The sequence below is a fragment of the Deltaproteobacteria bacterium genome (assembly GCA_028818775.1).
Lineage (GTDB): Bacteria > Desulfobacterota > Binatia > UBA9968 > JAJDTQ01 > JAJDTQ01.
The window spans coordinates 1-22,946 of the sequence record JAPPNE010000061.1; the positions used below are offsets into that span (position 1 = coordinate 1).

20 protein-coding genes are annotated in these 22,946 nt (G+C 68.2%); 9 read left to right on the top strand and 11 right to left on the bottom strand.

Annotated elements, in window-relative coordinates; genetic code table 11:
* The coding region (locus tag OXU42_07880; protein MDE0029300.1) for an amidohydrolase family protein at positions 1 to 203 on the top strand (203 nt) is incomplete at its 5' end.
* 115 nt (positions 204 to 318) lie between these two features.
* Here OXU42_07880 and OXU42_07885 read toward each other — a convergent pair.
* A complete protein-coding gene (locus OXU42_07885; protein ID MDE0029301.1) occupies positions 319 to 1,410 on the bottom strand; it encodes an amidohydrolase family protein in 1,092 nt (363 codons plus the stop codon).
* 13 nt (positions 1,411 to 1,423) lie between these two features.
* On the bottom strand, positions 1,424 to 2,083 hold the full coding sequence (locus OXU42_07890) for a dienelactone hydrolase family protein (protein MDE0029302.1): 660 nt from the start codon (positions 2,081 to 2,083) through the stop codon (positions 1,424 to 1,426).
* 227 nt (positions 2,084 to 2,310) lie between these two features.
* On the opposite strand from OXU42_07890, the gene accB reads away from it, so the two are divergent.
* Positions 2,311 to 2,835: an acetyl-CoA carboxylase biotin carboxyl carrier protein gene (gene accB / locus OXU42_07895; GenBank protein ID MDE0029303.1), complete on the top strand. Its 525-nt coding sequence runs from the start codon at positions 2,311 to 2,313 to the stop codon at positions 2,833 to 2,835.
* A 14-nt stretch (positions 2,836 to 2,849) separates the two neighbouring features.
* Entirely contained in the window at positions 2,850 to 4,217 is a 1,368-nt protein-coding gene (gene accC, locus OXU42_07900; protein MDE0029304.1) for an acetyl-CoA carboxylase biotin carboxylase subunit, read from the top strand.
* A 65-nt stretch (positions 4,218 to 4,282) separates the two neighbouring features.
* Here the strand turns inward: accC and OXU42_07905 are convergent, their stop codons facing one another.
* The gene (locus OXU42_07905; protein MDE0029305.1) at positions 4,283 to 5,089 is read right to left on the bottom strand and encodes an alpha/beta hydrolase; all 807 of its coding nucleotides are present in this window, start codon (positions 5,087 to 5,089) and stop codon (positions 4,283 to 4,285) included.
* A 166-nt stretch (positions 5,090 to 5,255) separates the two neighbouring features.
* Here OXU42_07905 and OXU42_07910 point away from each other — a divergent pair, with 166 nt between their 5' ends.
* From OXU42_07910 to OXU42_07920, 3 genes are all read left to right on the top strand, one after another.
* A complete protein-coding gene (locus OXU42_07910) occupies positions 5,256 to 6,278 on the top strand; it encodes a hypothetical protein (protein MDE0029306.1) in 1,023 nt (340 codons plus the stop codon).
* A 124-nt stretch (positions 6,279 to 6,402) separates the two neighbouring features.
* Complete coding sequence (locus OXU42_07915; protein ID MDE0029307.1) at positions 6,403 to 7,296, top strand: DMT family transporter; 894 nt, start codon at positions 6,403 to 6,405, stop codon at positions 7,294 to 7,296.
* A 5-nt stretch (positions 7,297 to 7,301) separates the two neighbouring features.
* Entirely contained in the window at positions 7,302 to 8,537 is a 1,236-nt protein-coding gene (locus OXU42_07920) for a glycerate kinase (GenBank protein MDE0029308.1), read from the top strand.
* Between the two features lie 14 nt (positions 8,538 to 8,551).
* Here the strand turns inward: OXU42_07920 and selD are convergent, their stop codons facing one another.
* The 3 genes from selD to selA form a co-directional block, all read right to left on the bottom strand.
* Entirely contained in the window at positions 8,552 to 9,595 is a 1,044-nt protein-coding gene (gene selD, locus OXU42_07925; GenBank protein MDE0029309.1) for a selenide, water dikinase SelD, read from the bottom strand.
* A gap of 47 nt (positions 9,596 to 9,642) precedes the next feature.
* Entirely contained in the window at positions 9,643 to 11,553 is a 1,911-nt protein-coding gene (gene selB, locus OXU42_07930; GenBank protein ID MDE0029310.1) for a selenocysteine-specific translation elongation factor, read from the bottom strand.
* Between the two features lie 108 nt (positions 11,554 to 11,661).
* Positions 11,662 to 13,074: an L-seryl-tRNA(Sec) selenium transferase gene (gene selA / locus OXU42_07935; GenBank protein ID MDE0029311.1), complete on the bottom strand. Its 1,413-nt coding sequence runs from the start codon at positions 13,072 to 13,074 to the stop codon at positions 11,662 to 11,664.
* Positions 13,075 to 13,129: 55 nt separating this feature from the next.
* On the opposite strand from selA, the gene OXU42_07940 reads away from it, so the two are divergent.
* Positions 13,130 to 14,332 (top strand): MFS transporter, encoded by a 1,203-nt coding sequence (locus OXU42_07940; GenBank protein ID MDE0029312.1) that lies wholly within the window; start codon positions 13,130 to 13,132, stop codon positions 14,330 to 14,332.
* A 170-nt stretch (positions 14,333 to 14,502) separates the two neighbouring features.
* On the opposite strand, the gene OXU42_07945 is transcribed toward OXU42_07940, so the two are convergent.
* The 3 genes from OXU42_07945 to OXU42_07955 form a co-directional block, all read right to left on the bottom strand.
* Entirely contained in the window at positions 14,503 to 15,339 is an 837-nt protein-coding gene (locus OXU42_07945; GenBank protein MDE0029313.1) for a polysaccharide deacetylase family protein, read from the bottom strand.
* A 151-nt stretch (positions 15,340 to 15,490) separates the two neighbouring features.
* Positions 15,491 to 16,600 carry an acyl-CoA/acyl-ACP dehydrogenase gene (locus OXU42_07950; protein ID MDE0029314.1) on the bottom strand — a complete coding sequence of 370 codons (1,110 nt, stop codon included), beginning with the start codon at positions 16,598 to 16,600 and terminating at the stop codon, positions 15,491 to 15,493.
* Between the two features lie 18 nt (positions 16,601 to 16,618).
* Entirely contained in the window at positions 16,619 to 18,820 is a 2,202-nt protein-coding gene (locus tag OXU42_07955; protein MDE0029315.1) for an acetate--CoA ligase family protein, read from the bottom strand.
* A 171-nt stretch (positions 18,821 to 18,991) separates the two neighbouring features.
* On the opposite strand from OXU42_07955, the gene OXU42_07960 reads away from it, so the two are divergent.
* Positions 18,992 to 20,152, top strand: a complete 1,161-nt coding sequence (locus OXU42_07960) for an acyl-CoA dehydrogenase family protein (protein ID MDE0029316.1) — start codon at positions 18,992 to 18,994, stop codon at positions 20,150 to 20,152.
* 41 nt (positions 20,153 to 20,193) lie between these two features.
* Positions 20,194 to 21,102 carry a formamidopyrimidine-DNA glycosylase gene (locus OXU42_07965; GenBank protein MDE0029317.1) on the top strand — a complete coding sequence of 303 codons (909 nt, stop codon included), beginning with the start codon at positions 20,194 to 20,196 and terminating at the stop codon, positions 21,100 to 21,102.
* A gap of 13 nt (positions 21,103 to 21,115) precedes the next feature.
* Here the strand turns inward: OXU42_07965 and OXU42_07970 are convergent, their stop codons facing one another.
* Positions 21,116 to 21,910: an RNA methyltransferase gene (locus OXU42_07970; GenBank protein ID MDE0029318.1), complete on the bottom strand. Its 795-nt coding sequence runs from the start codon at positions 21,908 to 21,910 to the stop codon at positions 21,116 to 21,118.
* A 45-nt stretch (positions 21,911 to 21,955) separates the two neighbouring features.
* Positions 21,956 to 22,714, bottom strand: coding sequence for a DsbA family protein (locus OXU42_07975; GenBank protein ID MDE0029319.1), 759 nt, complete (start codon positions 22,712 to 22,714; stop codon positions 21,956 to 21,958).
* Between the last annotated feature and the right edge of the window lie 232 nt (positions 22,715 to 22,946).

Below are 22,946 nucleotides of genomic sequence, written 5' to 3' on the forward strand. Positions count from 1 at the left end.
GCAAGGCCGCCCTCATCGCCCATACGATCAACAACGCCAAGTTGCTGTTCAAGGAGAAGAGTCTCGGGTCGTTGGAAACCGGCAAGCTGGCCGATCTCGTCGTGCTCGACCGGGACTATCTGACGGTCCCGGCGGAAGAGATCGCTGCCATCCGGCCCGTCCTCACCATGACGGGCGGTCGGATCACATTTGTAGAGAAATAGGTCGTGCGAATTCGCCGGAAAGGACACTAACTTAGCCGTGTAGGGTTTGTCCTACCGCCAGTATCAGAGTTATCGAATCATGGGCGGGTTTGAAATCCGCCTCTACACGCGCCCCTCAGTTGGGCGCGATGTCGTAGAGCCGCTGCGCGTTCTCTCCCATGATCTTGGGCAGCGCGTCCGCGGCGATGTCGTCCCGCTCCAGCACCTCCTTGACCACGTTGGGGAACTTGCAGTCGCCGTGGTTGTAGTCCGAGGCGAACACGAGCCGGTCGTCGCCGATGAAGTCCATGACGTAGGGCAGGGTGGTCTCGTCGGGCTCGAAGGAGAAGAAGACGTCGCGTTGCCGGATGTACTCGCTCGGCGGCATGGTCAGGAGCGGCACCGCCGCCTGCATGTACTCGTAGTGCTCGTCCAGCCGCTCCATCCAGAACGGCACCCAGCCGGCGCCGGCTTCCAGGAACGCCACCTTGAGCCTGGGGAACTTCTCCAGGACGCCGCCGCCGACGACGCACATGACGCCGATCATCTGCTCGAAGGGGTGGGTGGTGGCGTGCACGAACAGGGCGTTGTCGAAGCGGTCGGCGGCGGCCGCGGGCCGGCCCGAGCCCACGTGGACGCACACCGGCACGCCCAGCTCCTCGGCCGCGGCGTAGAACGGGTCGAAGTCGGGGTGGTCGAGGTTGCGCCCGGCGGAGTGGGCCGCGGTGGCCACGGCCACGAAGCCCAGGTCGTTCACGCAGCGCCGCAGCTCGGCCGCGGCCTCCACCGGGTCCTGCATGGGCACCAGGGCGACCCCCTTGAGCCGCTCGGGCGCGTGGGTGCAGTACTCGTGAAGCCAGTTGTTGTAGGCCTTGGACACGGCGCAGGCGTAGTCCTTGTCCTCGAGGAACGGCAGGCTCAGGAACACGGTGGTGCCGAAGTTCACCGAGATGGTGATCTGCTCCAGGTCCATGTCCTTGAGCCGCTGCACCGGGTCCCACATGCCGGTGGTGGGCTGCGGCGAGCGGTTGTGGGGCACCGCGCCGATGCCGCAGCCCACCCCCGAGGGCTTGGCCCAGATGCGCCCCTCCATGAGCAGTTGATCGCGGCCGTCGGCCTTCACCACCCGGGGAGCCTTCTTCTTGTAGGGCCCCTCCAGCAGGTCCTCCCACGGCGCGAACTTCTCCTGCACGTGGCCGTCGGCATCGATGATCGGGAAACTTGCCATGGCGGTCGACCGGCTACTTGAGGTTCTGGGCCAGGAACGCCGTGCTCCGGTCCCATGCCAGCTTGCAGGCGTCGGCGTCGTAGTTCGCCCCGGTCTCGTTCCCGAAGGCATGCTTCGCCTGGTAGCGGAAGATCTCGTGGGTGACGTTGCCCTCCTTGAGGCGCTCTTCCAGGGCATCCACCTGATCCGGCGTGAAGAAGCCGTCCTCCAGCGCGAAGTGACCCTGGAACGGCATGGCGATGGTGCGCGTGTCGGCCGCTTCGGCCGGGGGAACGCCGTACCAGCAGCAGGCCGCGTCCGTGGCCTTGGAGTACACCGCCGCCAGCACCGTCAGGGCGCCGCCCATGCAAAAGCCGATGACCCCCACCTTGGGACAGCTCTGCTTCAGGTGCTCCGCCGCGCTGCACACGTCCGTATTGGCATCGGCGAAGTCCAGGTTCTGCATGAGGTGGCTGGCTTCCTCCGCCTCCACCGTCACCACGCCCCGGTAGAGGTCCGGCACCAGCGCGTTGTAACCCAGACCGGCCAGCTTGTCGGCCACGCTCTTGATCTGGTCGTTGACGCCCCACCATTCCTGGATCACCACCACGCCGGGAGCGTTGTCGCCCGACGCCGCGTAATATCCCGATGCTTCCTTGCCGTCGGGCCTCTTGAAAGTGATCGTCTCTCCCATGACTCTCCCTCCTGAATTCTCCGAGAATGTTCGGCGTCCGCCGCCGACGGGGAGTCAGAATAGTACGTCTCGATTTGCGAGTCCAGCCGTTGCCGGAGGCCCGCGGGCGCGGTTGACGCGCGTTTCGGATTCTTGTTAACAATACCGCCAATTCAGGGCCTTCGCGTCTTTACGCCCGCCACGGCGGTCGCCGGAAACGCAGCGGAACAGGAAGAGAGGACACGCCATTGACCGAGGATGAAGTACTGCAAATTCTGGACTTGGTGGAGAAATCGAACTTCGACTATCTCGACCTGGAGATAGGCGATCTGAAGCTCACCGTCAGCAAGTCGGGCGTTCCCGCGGTGCCCGCGACCGTCAGCGTGACCCAGGCCGCGCCCGCGGCGGCTGCCGCTCCGGCAGCGGCTCCCGCGGCCGAGGCGCCGGCAGCTCCCGCCGCGGCAGCGCCCGAACCCGCCCCGGCGGCGGAAAGCGCCCCCGCGGCCCAGGCGGTCACCGTCAAGGAGGGCACCGTTCCCGTTCCCGCGCCCATGGTCGGCACGTTCTACGCCACGCCCGAGCCCGGAGCGCCGCCGTTCGTGAAGCTCGGCGACCACGTGGACGCCGAGACCACCGTGGGCCTCGTGGAGGTCATGAAGGTCTTCAACGCCGTGAGCGCGGGCGCCGCCGGCACCATCGACGAAGTCTGCGTCGAGAGCGGCCAGTTCGTCGAGCACGGCCAGACCCTCTTCCTGGTGCGGCCGGATGCCTAGCGAGGGTTGCGCCGGTGGCCGTTAGCCGTCTCCTGGTCGCCAACCGGGGCGAGATAGCGGTCCGCATCATCAGAGCCTGCCAGTCCCTGGGCATCGAGTCGGTGGCCGTGGTCTCCGAGGCCGACCGCGACAGCATGCCGGCGCGCCTCGCCAACCGCACCGTGTGCATCGGACCGGCCCGTTCCACCGAGAGCTACCTCAAGGTCGAGGCGCTGGTGGCCACCGCCCTGGGCACCGGCTGCGACGCCCTTCACCCGGGCTACGGCTTCCTCGCCGAGAAGTCCGAGCTGGCCGAGGCCTGCGCCAAGCACGGCGTCACCTTCGTGGGTCCGCGCGCCGACAGCATCCGCCAGATGGGCAACAAGTTGCTGGCCCGGGCCACGGTCGGGGCCTTCGGGGTGCCGCTGGTGCCCGGTTCGGACAACGTGCGCGGCTTCGAGGACGCGGCGGAGGTGGCCGCGGAAGTGGGTTATCCGGTGCTGCTCAAGGCCGCGGCCGGCGGCGGCGGCAAGGGCATCAAGATCGTCCGGGAAGACGGCGAGCTCCAGACCGCCTTCGAGACCGCTTCGGCGGAGGCCCGGGCGGCCTTCGGCGATCCCACGCTGTACATGGAGCGCTACATCCCCAACGCCCGCCACATCGAGGTGCAGGTCATCGGCGACCGCTTCGGCAACGTGGTGCACGTGGGCGAGCGCGACTGCTCGCTGCAGCGGCGCTACCAGAAGGTGGTGGAGGAGGCGCCGGCGGCGTGTATTCCGGTGGAGTTGCGGGAACGCATCCGCGACGCCGGACACAAGGTCGCCAAGGAGATCAAGTACGAGAACGCCGGCACCGTGGAGTTCATCTACGACGAGGACCGGCAGGACTTCTTCTTCCTGGAGATGAATACGCGCATCCAGGTGGAGCATCCGGTCACCGAGATGATCACCGGCATCGACCTCGTGCGCGAGCAGATCCGCGTCGCCGGCGGCGAGCGACTGTCCTTCTCCCAGGAGGACGTGAACTTCAACGGCCACGCCATCGAGTGCCGCATCACCGCCGAGGCGCCGTGGCAGGGGTTCCGGCCGTGTCCCGGCGTGCTCACCGAGTGGAGCCCGCCCCAAGGGCCGGGCATCCGGGTGGACACCCAGTGCTTCCCGGGCTACCGGGTCCCGCCGTTCTACGATTCGCTGCTGGCCAAGCTCATCGTCCACGCCGGCGACCGAGAGCAGGCGGTGGCGCGCATGAAGCAGTCCCTGACGCAGTTCGCCGCCGCCGGCATCGACACCACCATCCCGTTCCTGACCGCGGTCATGGACGAGCCGGACTACGTCAGCGGCAGGGTCAGCACCCGCTGGCTCGAGGGCCGGCTCGACGACCTGGCCGCGCGCCACGCTTCCTGAGCTTTGTCGAAAGGCTCACTCCCCCACCGTTCGCCCTGAGCGTAGCGCAGCGAAGTCGAAGGGCCTCAGTCCCGGATGAACTCCCGGATCGCCTTGTGCGCGGCCTCCGGGTTCGTGAAGAAATAGCTGTGCCGCTCTCCCGGAAGCACCACCAGCCTGGCGTTGGGGATGCCGGTTGCCAGGATCTCCGCTCCCTTGCGGTGCGACATGTCGCTCACCACCGCGTGGTCGTCCTCGCCCACCAGCACCAGCGCCGGCACGCCGATGTCCTTCAGGCGCTCGCTGGTGTCGTGCTCCTGCCGCGCGATCACGTGCCGAAAATAGCACTCCACCGACGACATATTGGCCATGCGCACCTTGAGGCAATGCTCGATCTCGGCCGGGTGGTCCGCCTGGTACTGCTCGGTCCAGCCCACCTCGATGGTGTGCTCGCGCACGTATTTCTCGTAGCCCATCTCCACCATTTCCGTGGCGATGCGCAGGGGTATGCCCCGGGCGTCGGGGTGCGAGGCGCCCGACGAGGCGAGGATGAGCTTCTTGACCCGCCCGGGATGCTCCAGGGCGAGCAACTGCGCCACCCGGCCGCCCATGGAATGCCCGCACACGACGGCGTCGGTGGCGTCGATGTGATCCATGACCGCCGCGACGTCTTCGGCGAACATGCGCGTGGTGTAGCGCATGGGTGTCCGGGTGGAGCGCCCCGTGCCGCGGAAGTCCGTGATGAGGGTGCGGTGGTCGCGCGAGAACTCGGGCACCTGGAAGATGTTCCAGACGTCGCCGTCGCACGCGGTTTCCGAGATGAACACGAACGGAGGCCCGTCTCCCTGGACCTCGTAGTAGATGTCGGCGTCGCCGACGTTGAGTGTTGGCATGGCAAACCTCCTTGGGGTAGACGGACTAGCACAAACCGCCGGTTGGAAACAGAATGCCGTGAAACCGGTTCAAGGGTTGGCATTGTGCGGGCCGATGTGCGACAATGCGGGATTTATTTTGGGGCAAATCCAACCTAAGGGGGTTCTTATGGTCAGGAAGACAGGATTGGCAGTCGCACTGGTTGCGGCGCTCGGCCTGGTCGCCGGCAGCACCGCCGTGGCCGCCGATTTCTTCAAGGGGAAGACCATCCGGGTCGTCGTCGGCTACGCGCCCGGAGGCGGTTATGACACCTACACCCGGCAGGTCGTGCGCCACATGGGCAAGTACATTCCGGGAAACCCGAAGTTCATCGTGCAGAACATGACGGGGGCCGGCAGTCTGGTTTCGGCCAACTACATCCAGAGGCGGGCGAAGCGGGACGGGACCGTCCTGGGCGTGTGGAACAGCGGCTTCGTGCTCATGCAGGCCCTGGGTGATCGCAAGGTGCAGATCAAGGCCAGGGAGCTGGGCTGGATCGGCGCCCCGGTCAAGGGCAACCCCACGTGCGCCTTCATGGGCTGGTCCGGCGTCAGGACGCTCGCCGACATCACCGATCCCAACAAGAAGATCAAGGTGGGCGGCACCCGTACCGGCTCCACCGGTGTCGACATGCCGAAGCTCCTCAACCAGACCGCGGGCACGAACTTCGACGTGGTCGCGGGTTATTCGGGGACCGCTACGTCACGCATCGCCATGCAGTCCAAGGAAGTCGCGGGTGCCTGTTGGGGTTGGGAATCCATGCGCGTGACCGCGCGGGGCATGCTCGATGCCAAGGGCGACGACAAAATGATCCCGGTGCTGGTCACCCACAAGATCGATGACCCGGAGCTCAAGGACTCGCTGCTGGTTCACGAGGTGGTGGAGAAGCGAGGAGGAAAGGAAGGGCTCGCAACCTACCAGGCATGGGGCGGCCAGTATGAGTTCCAGCGCCCGTTCGTGGCTCCGCCGGGAGTGCCCGCCGACCGCCTTGAGGTCCTGAGAGAGGGTTTCCGGAAGACGTTGCAGGATCCCGCTTTCCTTGAAGAGGCCAAAAAGGTCAAGCTCATCGTTCAGTACGTCCCGCCGAAGGAAATCGATGGGCACGTCGACACGATTCTCGGCATTCCTCAGGAGTCCAAGGACGCACTGAGCTTCCTGGTGCGGAAGTAGACTGTTTCCTGCGCCGACCAGGTGATCAGGGAGGGGGCATGCCCTCTCCCTGATTTCCTCCCTTCCGCTGAATACCTCCCACCAACCCAACGGGCCTCCTCCAAACGCGCCCGCGTCACGGGCGGTGGCGCGCCGCACCGAGCGCGCCGCGATTCTGGCGTTGTTCGTCGGCGCCGTGGTCACGGCCTTCGCCCCCATTCTCGTGCGCGTCAGCGAAGTGGGTCCAAGCCCCACGGCGTTTTACCGTTTCCTGCTGGCGATACCCGTTTACTGGACTCTCGCGCTGGCCGTGTCCACGGGAGGCCGGCGCGCTGCCCACAGAAAGCCCACCGGTTCGAGGATCTATCTGCTGATGGCCCTGGCGGGCGCATGCCTCGCCGGAGACATGGCGGCGTGGCACTACTCGATTCACATGACCTCCGTGGCCAATGCCACGCTGCTCTTGAACGTCACGCCGGCGTTCGTGGTCCTGGGCGGGTGGCTCCTGTTCCGCACGCGGGTGACCGGGACGTTCATGCTCGGCCTCGTGACGGCCATGACGGGTATCCTCGCGCTCTCGGGCGCAAGCCTGGCGCTAAGCCGCACGCGTTTCGTGGGCGACCTGCTGGGACTGGTGACCGCCATGTTCTATGCCGGATACCAGATGACCGTGGAACGCCTGCGGCGGCGCTTTTCCACGCTCACCATCATGATCTACGCGATACCTGTCAGCGCCCTGGTGACTTTGGTGGTGGCGCTCCTGAGCCGTGAGACCATGGCGGTGGTGACGCCCGCGGGGTGGGTCGTGCTGGTGGCGCTGGCCGTCGGCCCGCAGGTGCTCGGCCAGGGCCTGATCGCCTGGGCCTTGGCGCACCTGCCGGTGGCGTTCGTCTCCGTGAGCCTCCTGGTGCAGCCGATCGTCGCCGCCACCGCCGCTTGGCTTTTCTTCGACGAACGCATCGGCGGCCAGCAGGCGCTGGGCGCCGTTGCCGTTCTCGGGGGCATCGCCATCGCCCGGCGCGGGAGCGTGCGGCGGTAACTCGAATGGACGCTAAGGTGCTTCTCCGCGGCCTGTTCGACGCCGCGGTCGCCGCCGCCGATCCGGCCCATGTCGTGCCGCCGCACCTTCCCGCGCCGCCCCCGGGACGCACCCTGGTGCTGGCGGCGGGCAAGGCGGCCGCCTCCATGGCGCGGCCCGTCGAGCGGAACTGGCCGGGCGCCATCGAGGGCATAGCGGTCACGCGATACGGACACGGCGTCGAGTGCCAACGCGTCGAGGTGGTCGAGGCCGGTCATCCGTTGCCCGACGCGGCAGGACAGGGCGCCGCCGCGCGTTTTCTCTCGGCCGCCGCCCGCCTGGGGCGCGACGACCTGCTGCTGTTCCTCGTTTCCGGGGGCGCGTCCGCGCTGCTGGTGGAACCGCAACCGGGCCTCGGCCTGACCGACAAACAGGCCGTCAACCGCGCGCTGCTGCGGGCGGGCGCTCCCATCGCCCAGATGAACTGCCTGCGCAAGCACCTCTCCGCCGTCAAGGGGGGACGCCTTGCCGCAGCGGCCGCGCCGGCCCGGGTCGTAACCTTGGCCATCTCGGACGTGCCCGGAGACGACCCGGCGGTCATCGGCTCCGGCCCGACCGTCTCCGACCCCACCACCTGTGCCGATGCGCTGGCGATCGCCGCACAGTACAAAATCGTTCTACCGGAAGTCGCGAGGAGAGCCCTGCAGCAAGCCAGATGGGAAACCGTGAAGCCCGGCGACCCGCGTCTCGCCCGGACCGATTACACGATCGTCGCTCGTCCTGCCGACGCGCTGGCCGCGGCCGCTGCCAGCGCCCGCGCGCTGAATCTCAAGGTGCTGAATCTGGGAGACGATCTCCAAGGAGAGGCACGCGATCTGGGCGCCGCGCACGCTGATTTGGCCCTCCAACACACGCCCGGCGTGCTCATTTCGGGCGGCGAAGCCACGGTCACCCTCAACGCCCCGGGCGCAACCGGCGGCCCCAACCTCGAATACCTGCTGTCCCTGGCGGTGGCCCTCGACGGCGCCCCCAACGTCCACGCCATCGCCTGCGACACCGACGGCATCGACGGCTTCACCAACGCCGCCGGCGCCTGCATCAGCCCCGACACCCTGGCGCGCGCCCGCGCCGCCGGAACGGACCCGCGCGAAATGCTCGCCAGGCACGACAGTTACGAATTCTTCCGACGTCTGGGCGATTTGGTGGTGACCGGTCCGACGCGGACCAACGTCAACGATTTCCGGGCAGTGCTGGCAACTTGAGCGGCGCGGATAGCTCACACCAACCGCACCCCATACTCCTCCCGCCCGGTCACGTGTCCGACGAGGGCCGCCGCGGGCACGTCCCGGTCGATCAGCGCTTTGACCAGCGCTTCGCCGTCCTTTTCCGCCACGGCGATGAGCAGACCCCCGGAGGTCTGCGGGTCCAGTGCCACCTCGGCGAGGGCGTCGGAGACGCTCCCGTCGATGACGGTCTTGTCGTCGAGCCATTCGCGGTTGCGCTTGCAGCCGCCGGTGAGGTTGCCGCCGGACTCGGCGAGTTGGGCGACGTCCGGCAGTACCGGCAGCCGGGCGGCCTCGAAGGTGATGCTGACGCTGCCGTCGAGGGTCATCTCCAGGCCGTGGCCGAGCAGGCCGTAGCCGGTGATGTCGGAGCAGGCGTGGACGTCGAAGTCCCTCATGACCTCGGCGGCGTACTTGTTGAGGGTGGCCATGGAGGCAATGGCCTGGTCGATGCTCGTCTGGGAAACGTTGCCGCGCTTGACGGCGGTGGTGGCGATGCCGGTGCCCAGGGCCTTGGTGAGAACCAGCACGTCGCCCTCACGGGCGCCGATGTTGCGCAGGATGCGGTCGGGGTGCACGGTGCCGGTGACGGCCAAGCCGTACTTGATCTCCTCGTCGATGATGGAGTGGCCGCCGACGATGACGGCGCCGGACTCCTTCACCTTGTCGGCGCCCCCGCGCAGCACCTCGCCCAGCACCTCGATGTCCATCTTCCCCTTGGGGAAGCAGACGATGTTGAGGGCGGTGGCGGGCACCCCGCCCATGGCGTAGACGTCGCTCAAGGAGTTGGTGGCGGCGATCTGGCCGAACATGTAGGGGTCGTCGACGATGGGCGTGAAGAAGTCCACGGTGTTGACGATGGCCAGGTCGGGACGCAACTGGAAGACGCCGGCGTCGTCGGCCGTCTCGGTGCCTACCAGCAGATCAGCGGATTCGAACTTGGGAAGCCGGTGCAGAACCTGCACCAGATCGGCGGGGCCGAGCTTGGCCGCTCAACCCGCGGCCTTGACTTCCTGGGTCAGCCGGATGGCTTCCATGGACATTTGAGAACTCCTTGAGACTGCTCTCGCGGTCTCGTTGGCGATCAGTTTCTCCCCGGCTTGAGCCTCCTCACGTCGCCCACCCGCATGGTCACGCCGGTGCGGTCGAAGTACTCTAGCACGGGGATGGTGTACTTGCGGCTCGACTGCAGGATGTCCCTGAAGGTGGCCGCGCTCATTTCCTCGTGGCTCTCGAAGTAGCTATATAAATCGGCCTTGATCCTGTCAATGGAAGCCTTGAGATAGTAGAGCTCGGTGGTCACCCGGACGATCTCCCCCTGCCGTTCCATGACCCGGATCACCTCGTTCAGCTTCGGGCGCTCCACCCCGAGAGCCTTCTCGATCTCCTTCAGGTAGGGCGGGGCGAGCGGGTTCCTGGCCAGCGCGGCGGAGATCTCGCCGGACAGCGACTTCTCCCGCGCGCCCAACTCTACGCGATGATCCGGCAGGCGCAGGTGGTTGCCGTCCCGGACGCACACGCCCTCGGCCGCCAGGAGGTCCGTCAGGTCCCGGAACAGCCGCGCCGACGCGCCGCTGGCCAGTCTCGCGCGGACCTCTTCGAGGTCCATGCCCGGCGCCAGCGGATGGCTCTCGTGGAACGCCGCCAGGGCGGAGCGCAGCCGCTCCCGGAAGCCGTCCCACTTCTCCTCGGTGGTGTAGACGCGCTCCCGCTCGGAATCGAAGGAGCGGAGCCCCTCGGTCCGTTCCAGCCAGTCGCGCGTTTCCTCCCGCTTCAGGTTGAGGAACTGGCAGATGGAATCGGCCCCGGTGGCCAGACTCGCGTCCCCGGCCAGGAAGCTCCGGATCATCTCCGGCGTGTCGCCTTCGCGCAATGTCCGCAGCCGCTGCTCGACGTCCTTCTCCCGGCGCCGGTGCCGCCGCGCCCGCGGGTCCACGACCTCGCCGCCCCCCAGGGTCTTCTGCGCGGTCTCGTCGCGCACGATGAAGTGGTCGCCGCGCATGACCAGCAGCGGCTCGGTCAACAGCACCTGGCAGTAGGTCGTCTCCTTGGGCTCCACCTTCTCGGTGTCGCCCAGGAAGACGAGCTTTCCCATGCGTTCGGCCGTCCCCAGGTGAATCCGCACCCGCTGGTGGTTCTTGATCCCCTTGGCGGCCGCCGGCCGCACCTCCAGGTGGGCGTCGAAGCGCGTCGACGCCAGGGTCAGCTCCTCGTGGCAGATCATGTGGCCGCGTTCCAGGGCGCCGCGATCCTGGCCGGTGAGGTTGAGAGCCACGCGCTGGCCCCAGCCCGCCGACTCCACCGACTGGCCGTGCACCTGGATACTGCGGACGCGGAACTTCTGGCCGCCGGGGACCGCGTGGACGTGGTCGCCGGTGCGCACCTCGCCCGCCAGCCCGGTGCCGGTGACGATGACCCCGTGCCCCTGGAGCACGAACACGCGGTCCACCGGCAGCCGGAAGAAGCCGCTGGGGGCCGGCCGGTCGATGTCCGTCAACGCGTCGAAGATCCCCTTCCGCACCTCTTCCAGTCCGTCTCCCGAGACGGCGGAGAAGTGGACCACCGGCGATCCTTCCAGCGCGGTCTCGAAGGTCAGGATCTCGATCTCCTCCTCCACTTCCCGGACCCGCGCCTCGGACACCAGGTCCACCTTGGTGATGACGAACAGCGCCGTCCGAACTCCTAGGAGGTGGACGATGTCGAGGTGCTCCTCGGTCTGCGGCATGACCCCGTCGTCCGCCGCCACCGTGAACAGCACGAGGTCGATGCCGTGGGCGCCGGCGAGCATGTTGCGGATGAAGCGCTCGTGGCCGGGCACGTCGACGATGCCGGCCTCGCTGCCGTCGGGCAGGGACAGGTGCGCGAACCCCAGGTCGATGGAGATGCCGCGCTCCTTCTCCTCCTTGAGGCGGTCGGTGTCCGCGCCGGTGAGGGCCTTGATGAGGCTCGTCTTGCCGTGGTCGATGTGGCCGGCGGTGCCGATGATGTATGGCATGGCGTGTGCGGTCCCGTGCCGGTCAGAGTGGACTCGACGCTTGCTCGATCATGGTCGCCGTTGTGCCCGCGGTCCCGGGTGCCGGCTGACGGCGAGAGTCTTGCGCGATCATCGCGTCCCTTCAGGCGACATGAGGGGCTCGAGGTTGGGCACCACCGACTCGGGGTCGCCGGCGCTTCTCAGGTCGAGGATGAAGCGGTCGTTGTGAATGCGGCCGATGACGGGCGGGTCGGCCTGCCGAAAGAACCGCGCCACCTCGTCGGGGCTCATGCCGCGGCCGCGCACGGCGATGCCCTTGCTCGGGATCTCCTCGGTGGGGAGGGCGCCGCTGCCGATCTGGCAGGTGCAGTCCACGAGCTCCAGCTCGTAGTCTGGCCCCAGGCGCTCCCGCAAGAGCGGCAGCACTCTCCGGCCGCCTTCCTCGATCTCGTCCGGCGGACGGCTGAAGGCGCGCAAGGTGGGGATCTCCCGGGTCAGGTCGGGGGACTGCACGTAGCTCCGGAGCGTCGCCTCCAGCGCCGCCAAGGTGAGCTTGTCGCAGCGCAGCGCGCGCTTGAGAGGGTTGCGGTTCATGCTCTCGATCCAGCCCTTGGTGCCGGCCACGAGCCCCGCCTGGGGTCCGCCGAGGATCTTGTCGCCGCTGAAGGTGACCACGTCCGCGCCCATGGCCACGCGCTCCGCCACCAGCGGCTCCCGCGGCAGCCCGAGCTTGCCGAGGTCCACAAGCGCGCCGCTCCCCAAGTCCTCCATCACCGGCACCCCGCGCTCCCGGCCGATGGCCACGAGGTCCTTCAACTCCACCTCCGCGGCGAAACCCACCACCCGGTAGTTGCTGGTGTGCACCTTGAGCAGCAGCCCGGTGTTCTCGTCGATGGCCTCGGCGTAGTCCCGCGGGTGGGTGCGGTTGGTGGTGCCCACCTCTCGCAGGATGGCGCCGCTCTTGGCCATGACCTCCGGGATGCGGAAAGAGCCGCCGATTTCGATCAGCTCGCCCCGCGACACGACGACGTGCTTGCCCTCGGCCATGGAGTTGAGCCCCAGCAGCACCGCCGCCGCGTTGTTGTTCACCGCCGCCGCGGCCTCGGCCCCGGTCAGCTCCCGCAGCAGCGCCTCGATGCCCGCCTCCCGCTGGCCCCGCTTGCCGTGCTCGAGGTCGAACTCCAGGTTGACGGGGTGGCGCGCGGCGAGGGCGGCCGCCGCGGCCGCGGCCTCCGAGAGCAGGGCCCGCCCCAGGTTCGTGTGCAGGATGGTGCCGGAGGCGTTGACTACCCGCACCATGCCGGGCCGGGCGGCGCGGGCGAGCTTCCTTTCCAGGTCCGTTATGATAGATTCCTCGTGCAAACGGTCGGACGGAAGGTCGCGGCCGGATCGTATGACCTGCCTCAGTTCATCCATGAGGCCCCGCAGGGTCGCCGTCACGAACGGCCGGCTGAACCGCTCCAGCAACGGCGCCGCGGCAGGGTGATTCATGACGCGGTCCACGGAGGGCAGCTCACGCAGCAGGTCGGTTTCCGGTTTCATGAGTCAGCATCATCAAACTAGCCCTTCGGTCCGGTAGACGCAAATCTCACCGCACGTGACACCCTCCTCCTCACCCTCACCCCGGCGCTGGTTCTATCTGTTCATCACGACGCTGGCGCAGACCGCGCTGGCGACCATCCACATGGGCATCCCGACGCTGGTGCCGCTCATCCAGAAGGAGCTCTCGCTGACCCTCACCGAGGTCGGCATCCTCGTTTCGATGATCAACGTCGGGGTCGTGGCCGCCGTCCTCGCCGCCGGCAAGGCAGCGGACCGCTACGGCGAGCGGCGCATCATCGGCTACGGCACCGCGGCGTGCGGCGTGCTCGTACTCGCGGTGTTTTTTGCACGGGACTTCCCCGGCCTCCTCGTCCTCTTCCTGCTCCTGGGGCTCCCCATCGCCACCGGCACCCCGGCTGGCAGCAAGGCCATCGCCGGCTGGTTCCCGGACCGCGAGCGCGGCACCGCCATGGGCATCCGCCAGACCGGCATCCCTCTGGGCGGCACCATCGCGGCGCTCACGCTGCCGTCCCTGGGCTTGGTCTACGGCTGGCGCCCGGCGCTGTCCGTGGTGGGCGTCGTCACGGTGGCCACCGGGGTGCTGGTGCTGCTGTTCTACCGGGAACCGGAGCGGGCGCGGGTCGCGGACGGCGCGGCGCCCGCGGTGGGGTTGAGGGAGATCATCCGAAGCGGGGACATCTGGGCGGGGGCGTTCTACGCCGCGGTGCTCGCGGGATGCCAGTGGTGCTACATCAGCTACATCGAGCTGTATCTCACCGAGGACGTGTTCTTCTCGCTGGTCTTCGCCGCCGCGTTGCTGGCGGTGGGACAGGCCTGCGGCGGCGCCGGGCGCATCGGCTTCGGCATCGTCAGCGACAGGGCCTTCTACGGGCGGCGCGTGCCCGTGCTCATGATGCTGGCGCTGCTCGGCTCCGCCGCCGGCGCGGCCACCGCCTTCCTGTCGCCCGGGATGCCCTGGTGGCTCGTGGCCGTGGTCGTGTCGCTTCTCGGCCTCGGCACCATGAGCTGGCAGGGACTGTACCTCGCCCTGGTCGCCAAGGTCGTCGGCATCCGCATCGCCGGCGTCGCCATCGGCCTGACCAACACCGTGGCCTTCGCCGGCGTGGTGGTGCTGCCTCCGGCCTTCGGTTTCATCGCCGACTACACCGAGTCCTACAAGATGGCCTGGATCGCCCTGGCCATCGCCATCGCCGTGCCGCTGCCGTTCCTGTGGAGGGTCCGGGAGGACGCGCTATAGGTTTTCCCTCTGTCATACGCGCCTCCTTCCGTCATTCCCGGGGAACAGGCTGTGTCAGAACACCATCTGAGAGAGGCAACAACCCCCTGAATCGTCATTCCCGCGAAAGCTTGCCCTCGACCCCGATCGGGGGCGGGAATCCAGGGGGGGACGGGGGACCCGAAACCCGATTAGCCACCCAGACAATACTCCGCGATCTCTCGATAAGTGGGTTGCCAGATCTCGCCGCGGTGCCGGTTGACGTACTCGATGATGCGTTCGAAGCCGGCGGCGAGGTAGGGCCGGCCGCCCAGTTCGGCGTGGACGCAGGCGTCGATCATGCCCGGGCGCCCTCGGTTGGCCTCTTCGTAGACGAAGTCGAAGCCGTCCTTGAATCCGGTGAAGAAGGTGCTGGCGTTGCCGAGGCCGTTGCCCCAGGCGCGCCAGTCGTTGGCGTACCAAGTCTTGGGGATCACGCAGATGCGCCGGCCGTCGACCGACTCCACGTGAGGGATGTCGTCGTCCGACGGGTCCCCGGACCACAGGTAGCCTGCCTCGGCGAGGAGTCCCAGCGTGACATCTGTGTGATGCCCGCCCGGACCGAACCAGCCCACCGGCCGCGCCCCGGTGATGTCCTCCAGGATCCGGGTGCAGGAGGCGATCTCCTCTTGCTGTTCTTCCGGACTCAGCTCGATCATGCTGACTTCGTTGGTGGTGCCGTGGCCGGCGATCTCGTGTCCGGCCTCGTGCAGCGCGCGCACCGCGTCCGGCCACTTCTCCGCCGCCAGCGAGTTCACCAGGATCATGGCGCGCACGTTCTGCCGCTCGAGGATCTCGAGGATGCGCCAGACGCCGGCGTTGCCGCCGTACTCCGCATGCGAGAGCGAGCTGTGGTTCACGTCGATGCGTGAATCCATCTTGAAGCGGCCGGTCTTGCGGAAGGCCTCCAGCGCGATGCTGAAAGTGCAGCAGACGAGCTTGTCGTCGGGCCACCGGATGGTGCGTCGAAAAGCGGAGTCGTTGGCCATGATCGGTTCCTTTCGTAACTCGCGGCCCCTCCCCACCCCTGGATTCCCGCTTCCGCGGGAATGACGTTTAGGGAGGTTGTTGCCTTTGTGGTTTACACGGCCTGTTCCGCGGGAATGACGGTGTGGGGTGGCGATGCCACTTCTCCTATCGTCACGCCGCCCGTGACGAAAGCCGCGCGTAGCGCTTGCGGTGTGCGGCGGCGTTGCCGTACTGCGCCGACAGCGACATGGCCCGGCGCAGGTACAGGCTCGCGTCGTACTCGTCGGTGAAGCCGATGGCGCCGTGCATCTGCACCATGGACTTGGTCACCGAGAGCGCGGCGTCCGAGGCGCGGGCCTGGACCGCCGCAACCATCGCGCGGTTGCCGCGCCCCTCGTCCATGGCGGCGCATACCTGGTAGAGCAGGGAGCGCGTCAACTCGATGTCGATGTGGTCGTTGACGGCCCGATGCTGCAATGCCTGGAACGAGCCGATGAGCCGTCCGAACTGCTCGCGCGTTCCCAGGTAGTCCACCGCCAGGGCCAGCCCCTGCTCCATGATGCCCAGCATCTCGGCGGACGTTCCGAGAAGCACCAAATCCAGCGTGGCCGTGGCGACTTCCGTGCCTCGTGCGCCTTGCGCGATCACCGCGTCCGGGGCGATGTCCACGTCCGCCAATGTCAGCGCCGCGTGACCGGTGCCGTCCACGCGCCCGCGCTGTACGACCTCCAGTCCGCCGGCGTCGCGCGGCACAAGGCACACCACCGTGCCGTCGCCGCTCCGGGCGCCGACGATGAAACCGTCGGCCGCGGCCGCACCGGGAACCGCGCCGATCTGCCCGGTGAGCCGAAAGCCGCCGTCTTCGGCCACCGCCTGGACGCGCGTGCCCTCCGGGTCCTCCGCGGCAGGGTCGTGCAGCGCCGGTACGACAACGGAGCGGCCCGTTGTCAACTCCACCAGGGCCGCGCCCATAGTCCCGGGTCCCGAAGCCACGGCCCGCGCCGCCGCCATCACCGCCGCGACAGGCTCGGTCATCAGGCCCCGGCCGGCGGCTTCCAGCACTAGCGCCGCCTCGGTGGTACCGAGACCCAGGCCGTCCCGTTCCTCCGGAACCAGCAGCGACAGCCACCCGGCTTCCGCCACCTCCACGAGCCGCGCCCGATCGAAGCCGTGTTCGGTTGTACGGAGTTCCCGGAAACGGGCGGGTCCGGCGTGCCGTTCGACGAGCTTGTCCGCGCTCTCCCGAAGAATCGTCTGTGCCTCATCGAGGACCAGTTCCATGGCTTCGCCTTTCTTGTGTCACCGCCCTGCTGCCGGTCCGACCACCGCCAGCGCGTCCAGCGCCAGCCCGCCGGCGCCCTCGGGCAGCGCCAGGAACGGGTTGATGTCCAGGCTTTCGATGACGTCGCCGGCCGCGGCCGCCAATCGCCCCACGGCCACCAGAGCATCGATGACGGCGTCGCGGTCGTAGGGGTCCTGGCCGCGGTATCCGTCCAGCAGCTTGCCGGCGCGTGTGGAATCGATGAGCCGGGCGCCGCCGGCGCGGGTCATCCCGGGCGGGCCGAAGGCCACGTCCTTCACCAGTTCCAGCCACACGCCGCCGGCGCCGAACATCACCACCGGCCCCATCTCGGGGTCCCGCTGGATGCCCAGCACCAGTTCCAGGCCGGGCGGCGCCATCCGCGCCACCAGCCAGCCGTCCAGGCGGATGCTCGGGTCATGGGCGGCGGCGTTGCGCGCGATTTCCCGGCAGGCCTGTTGCACGGCCGCCGCGTCGCCGACGTTGACCCGTACGGCCCCGGCGTCGCTCTTGTGGGTGAGGCTCGCGGCCACGCCCTTGACCACCACCGGGTAACCGATACGTTCGGCCAGTTCTTGCGCTTCCTTCTCGGTTTGCGCCAGCCCTTCCTCGACCAGGGGCACCCCGAAAGCGCCTGCCAGCTCCTTGGATTCCGGTTCGGTCAGCGGGAACGGCGTGGCCGCGGCGGCGGCCCGTTGCCGCAGTGTGTCCATTCGCACCGTCAGCGAATCCGGCAAGGCGGGCACCCCCGCGACCTCCGCCTCTCGGCAGCGCCGCCGGTAGTCCATGACAGCGCGGATGGCCCGGAACGCGCGCTCGGGCTCGTTGAGACAGGCCATGTGCGGGAAGCGGCGCCGGGCGGTGCGGCTGAACTCCGTGAGGTCGTAGGACGCCGGGGAGACGAGGGCGAAGGGCTTGCGGTCGGCGCCCAGAAACTGCCGGTCGATGGCCTCCATGGTGGCCAGCACCCGCGCGGCGCGGCGCCGGTTGGCGTCGTTGGCGCCCTCGTGGGGCGGCAGGTCCTCCTGGAACACCACCATGTCCACGCCCGGGTCGTTGTACACGGCGTCCACGACCTTGAGCGCGTCCTCCAGCGGGCGGTTGAGGTAGCCGTTGGCGTCCAGCGGGTTGCTGATGGATTGGGCCTCCCCCAACAACTCGCGGAGGCGCGCCCGGGTCTCGGGCGCGAACTCGGGCAGCGGTACCCGGTGCCGGTCGGCGGCGTCCTCGGCCAGTCCGCGCACCCCGCCGGAGTAGACCAGGCCGCCGACGTTCTCGCCGCGCGGCTCGCTGGCGTGGAGCAGCATGTCGATGACGCCCACCGCTCCGTCGGCGCTCTCCACCCGGATGACGCCGGCGGGTCCGGCGACCGCGTCGAAGGCCTCCACCCGGCCGGCCATGGAGCCCGTGTGGGACAGGGCGGCGCGGCGTCCCCCCTCGGACACGCCCATCTTGAGCACCACCACCGGCTTGCCGGCGTCGCGGGCGCCGCGGCAGGCGGCGAGGAAGTCCTCGGACCGGCGCACCGCCTCCACCAGGCAAAAGACCAGCCGCACCTCCGGATCGGTAACGAAGTAGCGGATGTAGTCCGCGGTGATGAGACCGGTTTCGTTGCCGCTGGTGATGACGTAGCTCACGTCGATGCCCCGTTCCATCAGCGTACGCGCGATGTTGGGCGTGGTAGTGCCGCTCTGCCCCACCATGGCCACCGGGCCGGGGACCAGTTCTTGCACCCGGTCGTCCGGCAGCGTCAGCACGCGCGCGCGGGCCGAGAGGTTGCCGAGACAGTTGGGACCGGAAACGGCGAGCCCGGTCTCCGCGATGGCCTCGCGCAGCTCCGCCTCCAGGGCTCGACCCGCGTCGGTGCCGGCTTCGGAGAAACCGGTGGCGTACACGGTGGCGCTGCGCGTGCCCATGGCCGCGGCCTCCCGCAGGATGCCGGCGACGCTGGCCGCGGCCCGCATCACCACCAGGTGGTCGGGCACCGTGGGCAGCGAGCGCAAGTCGGGAAAACACTCCACACCCCACATGCGCTCGTGGTTGGGGTTCACCGGGTACACCGGTCCGTCGAAATCGAAGCGGATCAGGTTGGCGAAGATGCGCGCCGTCCATCCGCTCGGGTTCTCCCGGGCGCCCAGGATGGCGACGCTCTCGGGATTCAGCAGTGTTGCGACCTTGTCGGTGCTCGTTTGGGCGCTCATGATGTGGCCGGGAGTATAGGCGACGATTCCGGGTGGTGGCAACGGCCACCCTATACCGTCATTCCCGCGAAAGCTTGCCCTCGACCCCGATCGGGGGCGGGAATCCAGGGGTGGGGAGGGGAAACGGTCTGCTTCTCGCAGGCCGGAGCGGGATCTGCTAGTGTCCGGCCCATGAGCACCATCAGCTTCATCGCGGACACCAAAGAGGACGCGGCGTTCCGGCTGGAGGTCCGAAACTGGCTGGAGGAGAACCTGCCGGCGGAGCTCAAGGGCTGGTCCACGCGGCCGCCGCCGGAGATGATCCGTCCGTGGCAGCGCAAGCTCTACGAGCGCGGCTGGATCGCGCCGGGCTGGCCGAAGCAGTACGGCGGCATGGAGGCTACGGTCAACCAGCAGTTGATCCTCCAGGAGGAGTTCGGGCGCGCCGAGGCGCCGGTGCTGTCGCGCCAGGCGGTGGGGCACATCGGGCCGATCCTGATCCGCCACGGCACCGAGGAGCAGAAGGCCGAGCACCTGCCCAAGATGCTCTCCGGCGAGGTGCTCTGGGCCCAGGGCTATTCCGAGCCGGGGTCGGGCTCCGATCTGGCGAGCCTGCGTACCCGCGGAGAAATCGACGGCGACCACGTGGTCATCAACGGCCACAAGATCTGGACCACCGGCGGCCACTACGCCGACTGGATGTACGCGCTGATCCGCACCGACCCCGACGCGCCGCGCAAGCAGTTGGGCATCTCCATGGTGCTCATCGACTTGAGGACGCCGGGCATCACCATCCGCCCCATCAAGACGCTGGCGGACGACGAGGAGTTCGCCGAGGAGTTCTTCGACAATGTGCGCGTGCCCCTCGCCAACGTGGTGGGGAAGCTCAACGACGGATGGCGCGTGGCCAAGGCGCTGCTGGACGGGGAACGGCTCGGCAACGCCAACCCGCAACTGGCCCTGGACATGCTGGAGCGGGTGCGCAAGGTGGCGCGCGCCACCGGCGCCTTCGACGACCCGGTGTTCCAGGACCGGCTGACCCAGGCGGAGCTGGACGTGCTGGCGCAGTCGGCGGTGTTCGCCCACGCGGTCCAGATCGCGCGCGCGGGCCGGGAGATCGGCGCCGACTCGTCCTTCATCAAGATCGTCTCCACCGACATCGTGCAGCGCATCGCCGACCTGCTGCTCGACGCGGCCGGCGAGCACGCCGCCGACGCCGGTCCCCTGGACACTCCGGAGGGCCCGGTGGAGGTGTCGGTGCTGTGGCGCGAGGTACGGCGCATGTCCATCTACGCCGGCACCAGCGAGATCCAGCGCAATGTCACCGCCAAGCGGGTGCTGAGACTGCCGTAGGGAGGGAGTTCCCGCTTTCCAGGGGCGGGGAGGGGCCCCGCATGCCCGAGTTGCCGGACGTCGAACTCTACATCCATGCGCTGAGACCGCGGGTCGTGGGCGAGACCTTGGAAAAGGTCCGGCTTGCGAGCCCGTTCCTGCTCCGGTCCGTGGACCCGCCGATCCGCGAAGCGGAAGGTCGCGAGGTGCTGGGTCTCCGCCGGCTGGGCAAGCGCATCGTCTTCGAACTCCAAGGCGACCTGTTCCTGGTCTTCCACCTGATGATCGCCGGGCGCTTCCGCTGGCGCCCGCGCGGAGCGCGCGTTCCGGGCAAGCTGGGTCTGGCGGCCTTCGACCTCTCCTCGGGCACTCTCGTCCTCACCGAGGCCGCCTCCATGAAACGCGCGTCGCTCCACCTCGTGCGCGGCGCCGCCGGCCTGACGCAACACGACCCCGGCGGCATCGAGGTGCTGGAGTGCGACCTGGACGCGTTCCGGCGCGCGCTCCAGGGCGAGAACCACACCCTCAAGCGCTCCCTCACTGACCCGCGCCTGTTCAGCGGCATCGGCAACGCCTACTCCGACGAAATTCTCCACCGCGCGGGGCTGTCCCCGATGAAGCAGACGCGCCATCTCGACCAGGCTGAGATCGAAACCCTCTTCGCGGCGGTCCGGGAGGTTCTCCAGGAGTGGTGCCGAAGACTCCGCGAGGAGACCGGCGGCGGCTTTCCCGAGAAGGTCACGGCGTTCCGTCCGGGCATGGCCGTGCACGGCCGCTACCGTGAGCCTTGCCCCGTGTGCGGCGCGCGCGTGCAGCGCATCCGTTACGCGGCCAATGAGTGCAACTACTGCGCCCGCTGCCAGACCGGCGGCCGTCTCCTGGCCGACCGCTCCCTGTCACGCCTCATGAAGAGCGACTGGCCGCGCACTCTGGAGGAGCTGGAAGAGATCAGGACGGAGCGGAGTCTCTGAGCAACTCGAGACACTAACGCAGCTTGACCCCCTGCCGCCGCTTCTCCTCCGCCACTTCCCAACCGCCCTGCGCGTACCATTCCACCTGGCGGAACAGTCCGCTGAGGATCTTGACGTCGCGCTCCTCCAGGCCGGCGCGGCCCAGGACGCGGCGCAGTGCGAGCAGGATGTGCTCGGGGTTCTGCGGGTCGAGGAAGCCGACCTTGAGCAACGTGTCCTTCATGCGGTCGAACAGGGCCTCGACCGCTTCCGCGGGCGCGCGCTTGAGGCGCTCATCGCGCGGCGCGCCCAGGGCGGCCGCGACGTAGATTTCGTAGAGGCAGACCATCACCGCTTGCGCCAGATTGAGGGAGGGCTGCTCCGGGTGGCTGGGGATGGTGACGAGGCGCTGGCAGTGCTTGAGGTCGGCGTTGCTGAGGCCGTGGTCCTCGGGGCCGAAGAGGAGGGCGGCGGGTGGGGCGTCCGGGCCGGCCACCGCCGCGACCATGTCCCGGGCCAACTCGCGCGGCAACTCGACGTGGTCGCGGTAGAGTCCCTTGCGGCAGGTGGTGCCCACCACCAGACCGCAGTCGGCGACGGCTTCGCGTATGGTCCCGAACCGGCGCGCGCCGTCGAGGATGTCGCGGGCGTGCACGGCCATGGAGCGGGCCGAAAGGCTCTCGGTGCGGCCGCCGCCCACGAGCGCCAGCTCCCGCAGGCCGGTGTTCTTCATGGCCCGGGCCACCGAGCCGATGTTGCCCGAGCCCTTGGGGCGCACGAGGACGACGCGGATCTTTGCGAGTGTCTCCGTTACGGTGGAGTCAGGCATGAGGCGCGGTGCCTCGAAGCACGCCGGTGACGAAACGGCCTTGGGTCAGGAACCCTCGGCCCTGGCTTTGGCGATCATCCGGCTCAGCTCCGCAAGGGGCACCATGCCCCGGGCGATCTGGTTGCCGACGATTATGGCGGGAGTCCCGTTGATGCTCAACGTCCTGGCAAGTTTGAGGGTCTTGCCGATGATGTCCTGTATCTTGGGGTTCTCCATGTCCTTCTTGAGCCGTTCGGTGTCCAGACCCACCGAACGCGCGACGCGCATGAGGGTCTTTTCGTCAAGGGAGTTCCCCCTGACGCGCATCAAGGCCTCGTGAAACTCGACGTAGCGTCCCTGGTTCCGCGCCGCCAGCGCCGCCTGGGCTCCTCTTATCGAGTCGGGTCCCAGGACTGGAAACTCCTTGTAAACCACCCGGAGCTTCGGGTCCTGTTTCTTGATCTTCTCCAGGGCGGGAGCGAACCGCTTGCAGTAGCCGCAGCGGTAGTCGAAGAACTCCACCAGGGTCACGTCGCCGTCCGGGTTGCCCCCCACGAACGAGTCCGGATCCGCCAGGAGCGCCTGCCGGTGCTGCTTCAGGAGAGCCCGGTCGCGCTGGGCCTGTAGCTGCCGTTGCTTCTCCTGGTGTCGCGCCGCCGCTTCGAAGATCACTTCCGGGTTGTTGAGCAGGTATTCGCGGATGATCTCCCCGATCTCCTCTTTCGAGCGCTGCCCCGTCGCCGGATCGGCGCCCATGGCCGGCACCGCGCCCGCAAGAAAAAGCGAGAGCAAGAGCAGCAGACATCCTGCCGTGAGTCGCAACATCGCGTTCCTCCCTGGATGGTTCGATCGTGTCCCGGTGGTTCGTGTCAACGCGCCGGGATATGCGCCCGGATGCGCCACCGACGGACGGTCAGTCTATGCCAGATCGACCGGCCGCGCCAGTCCGCTGGCGGGTAGCGTCTTCAAGAAACTGAGACACTACTCACTGGTGATGGGCTTGCCGGGTCGGGCGAAAGATCATAATATAGGACTATTCTATATCGATTCCGACGGT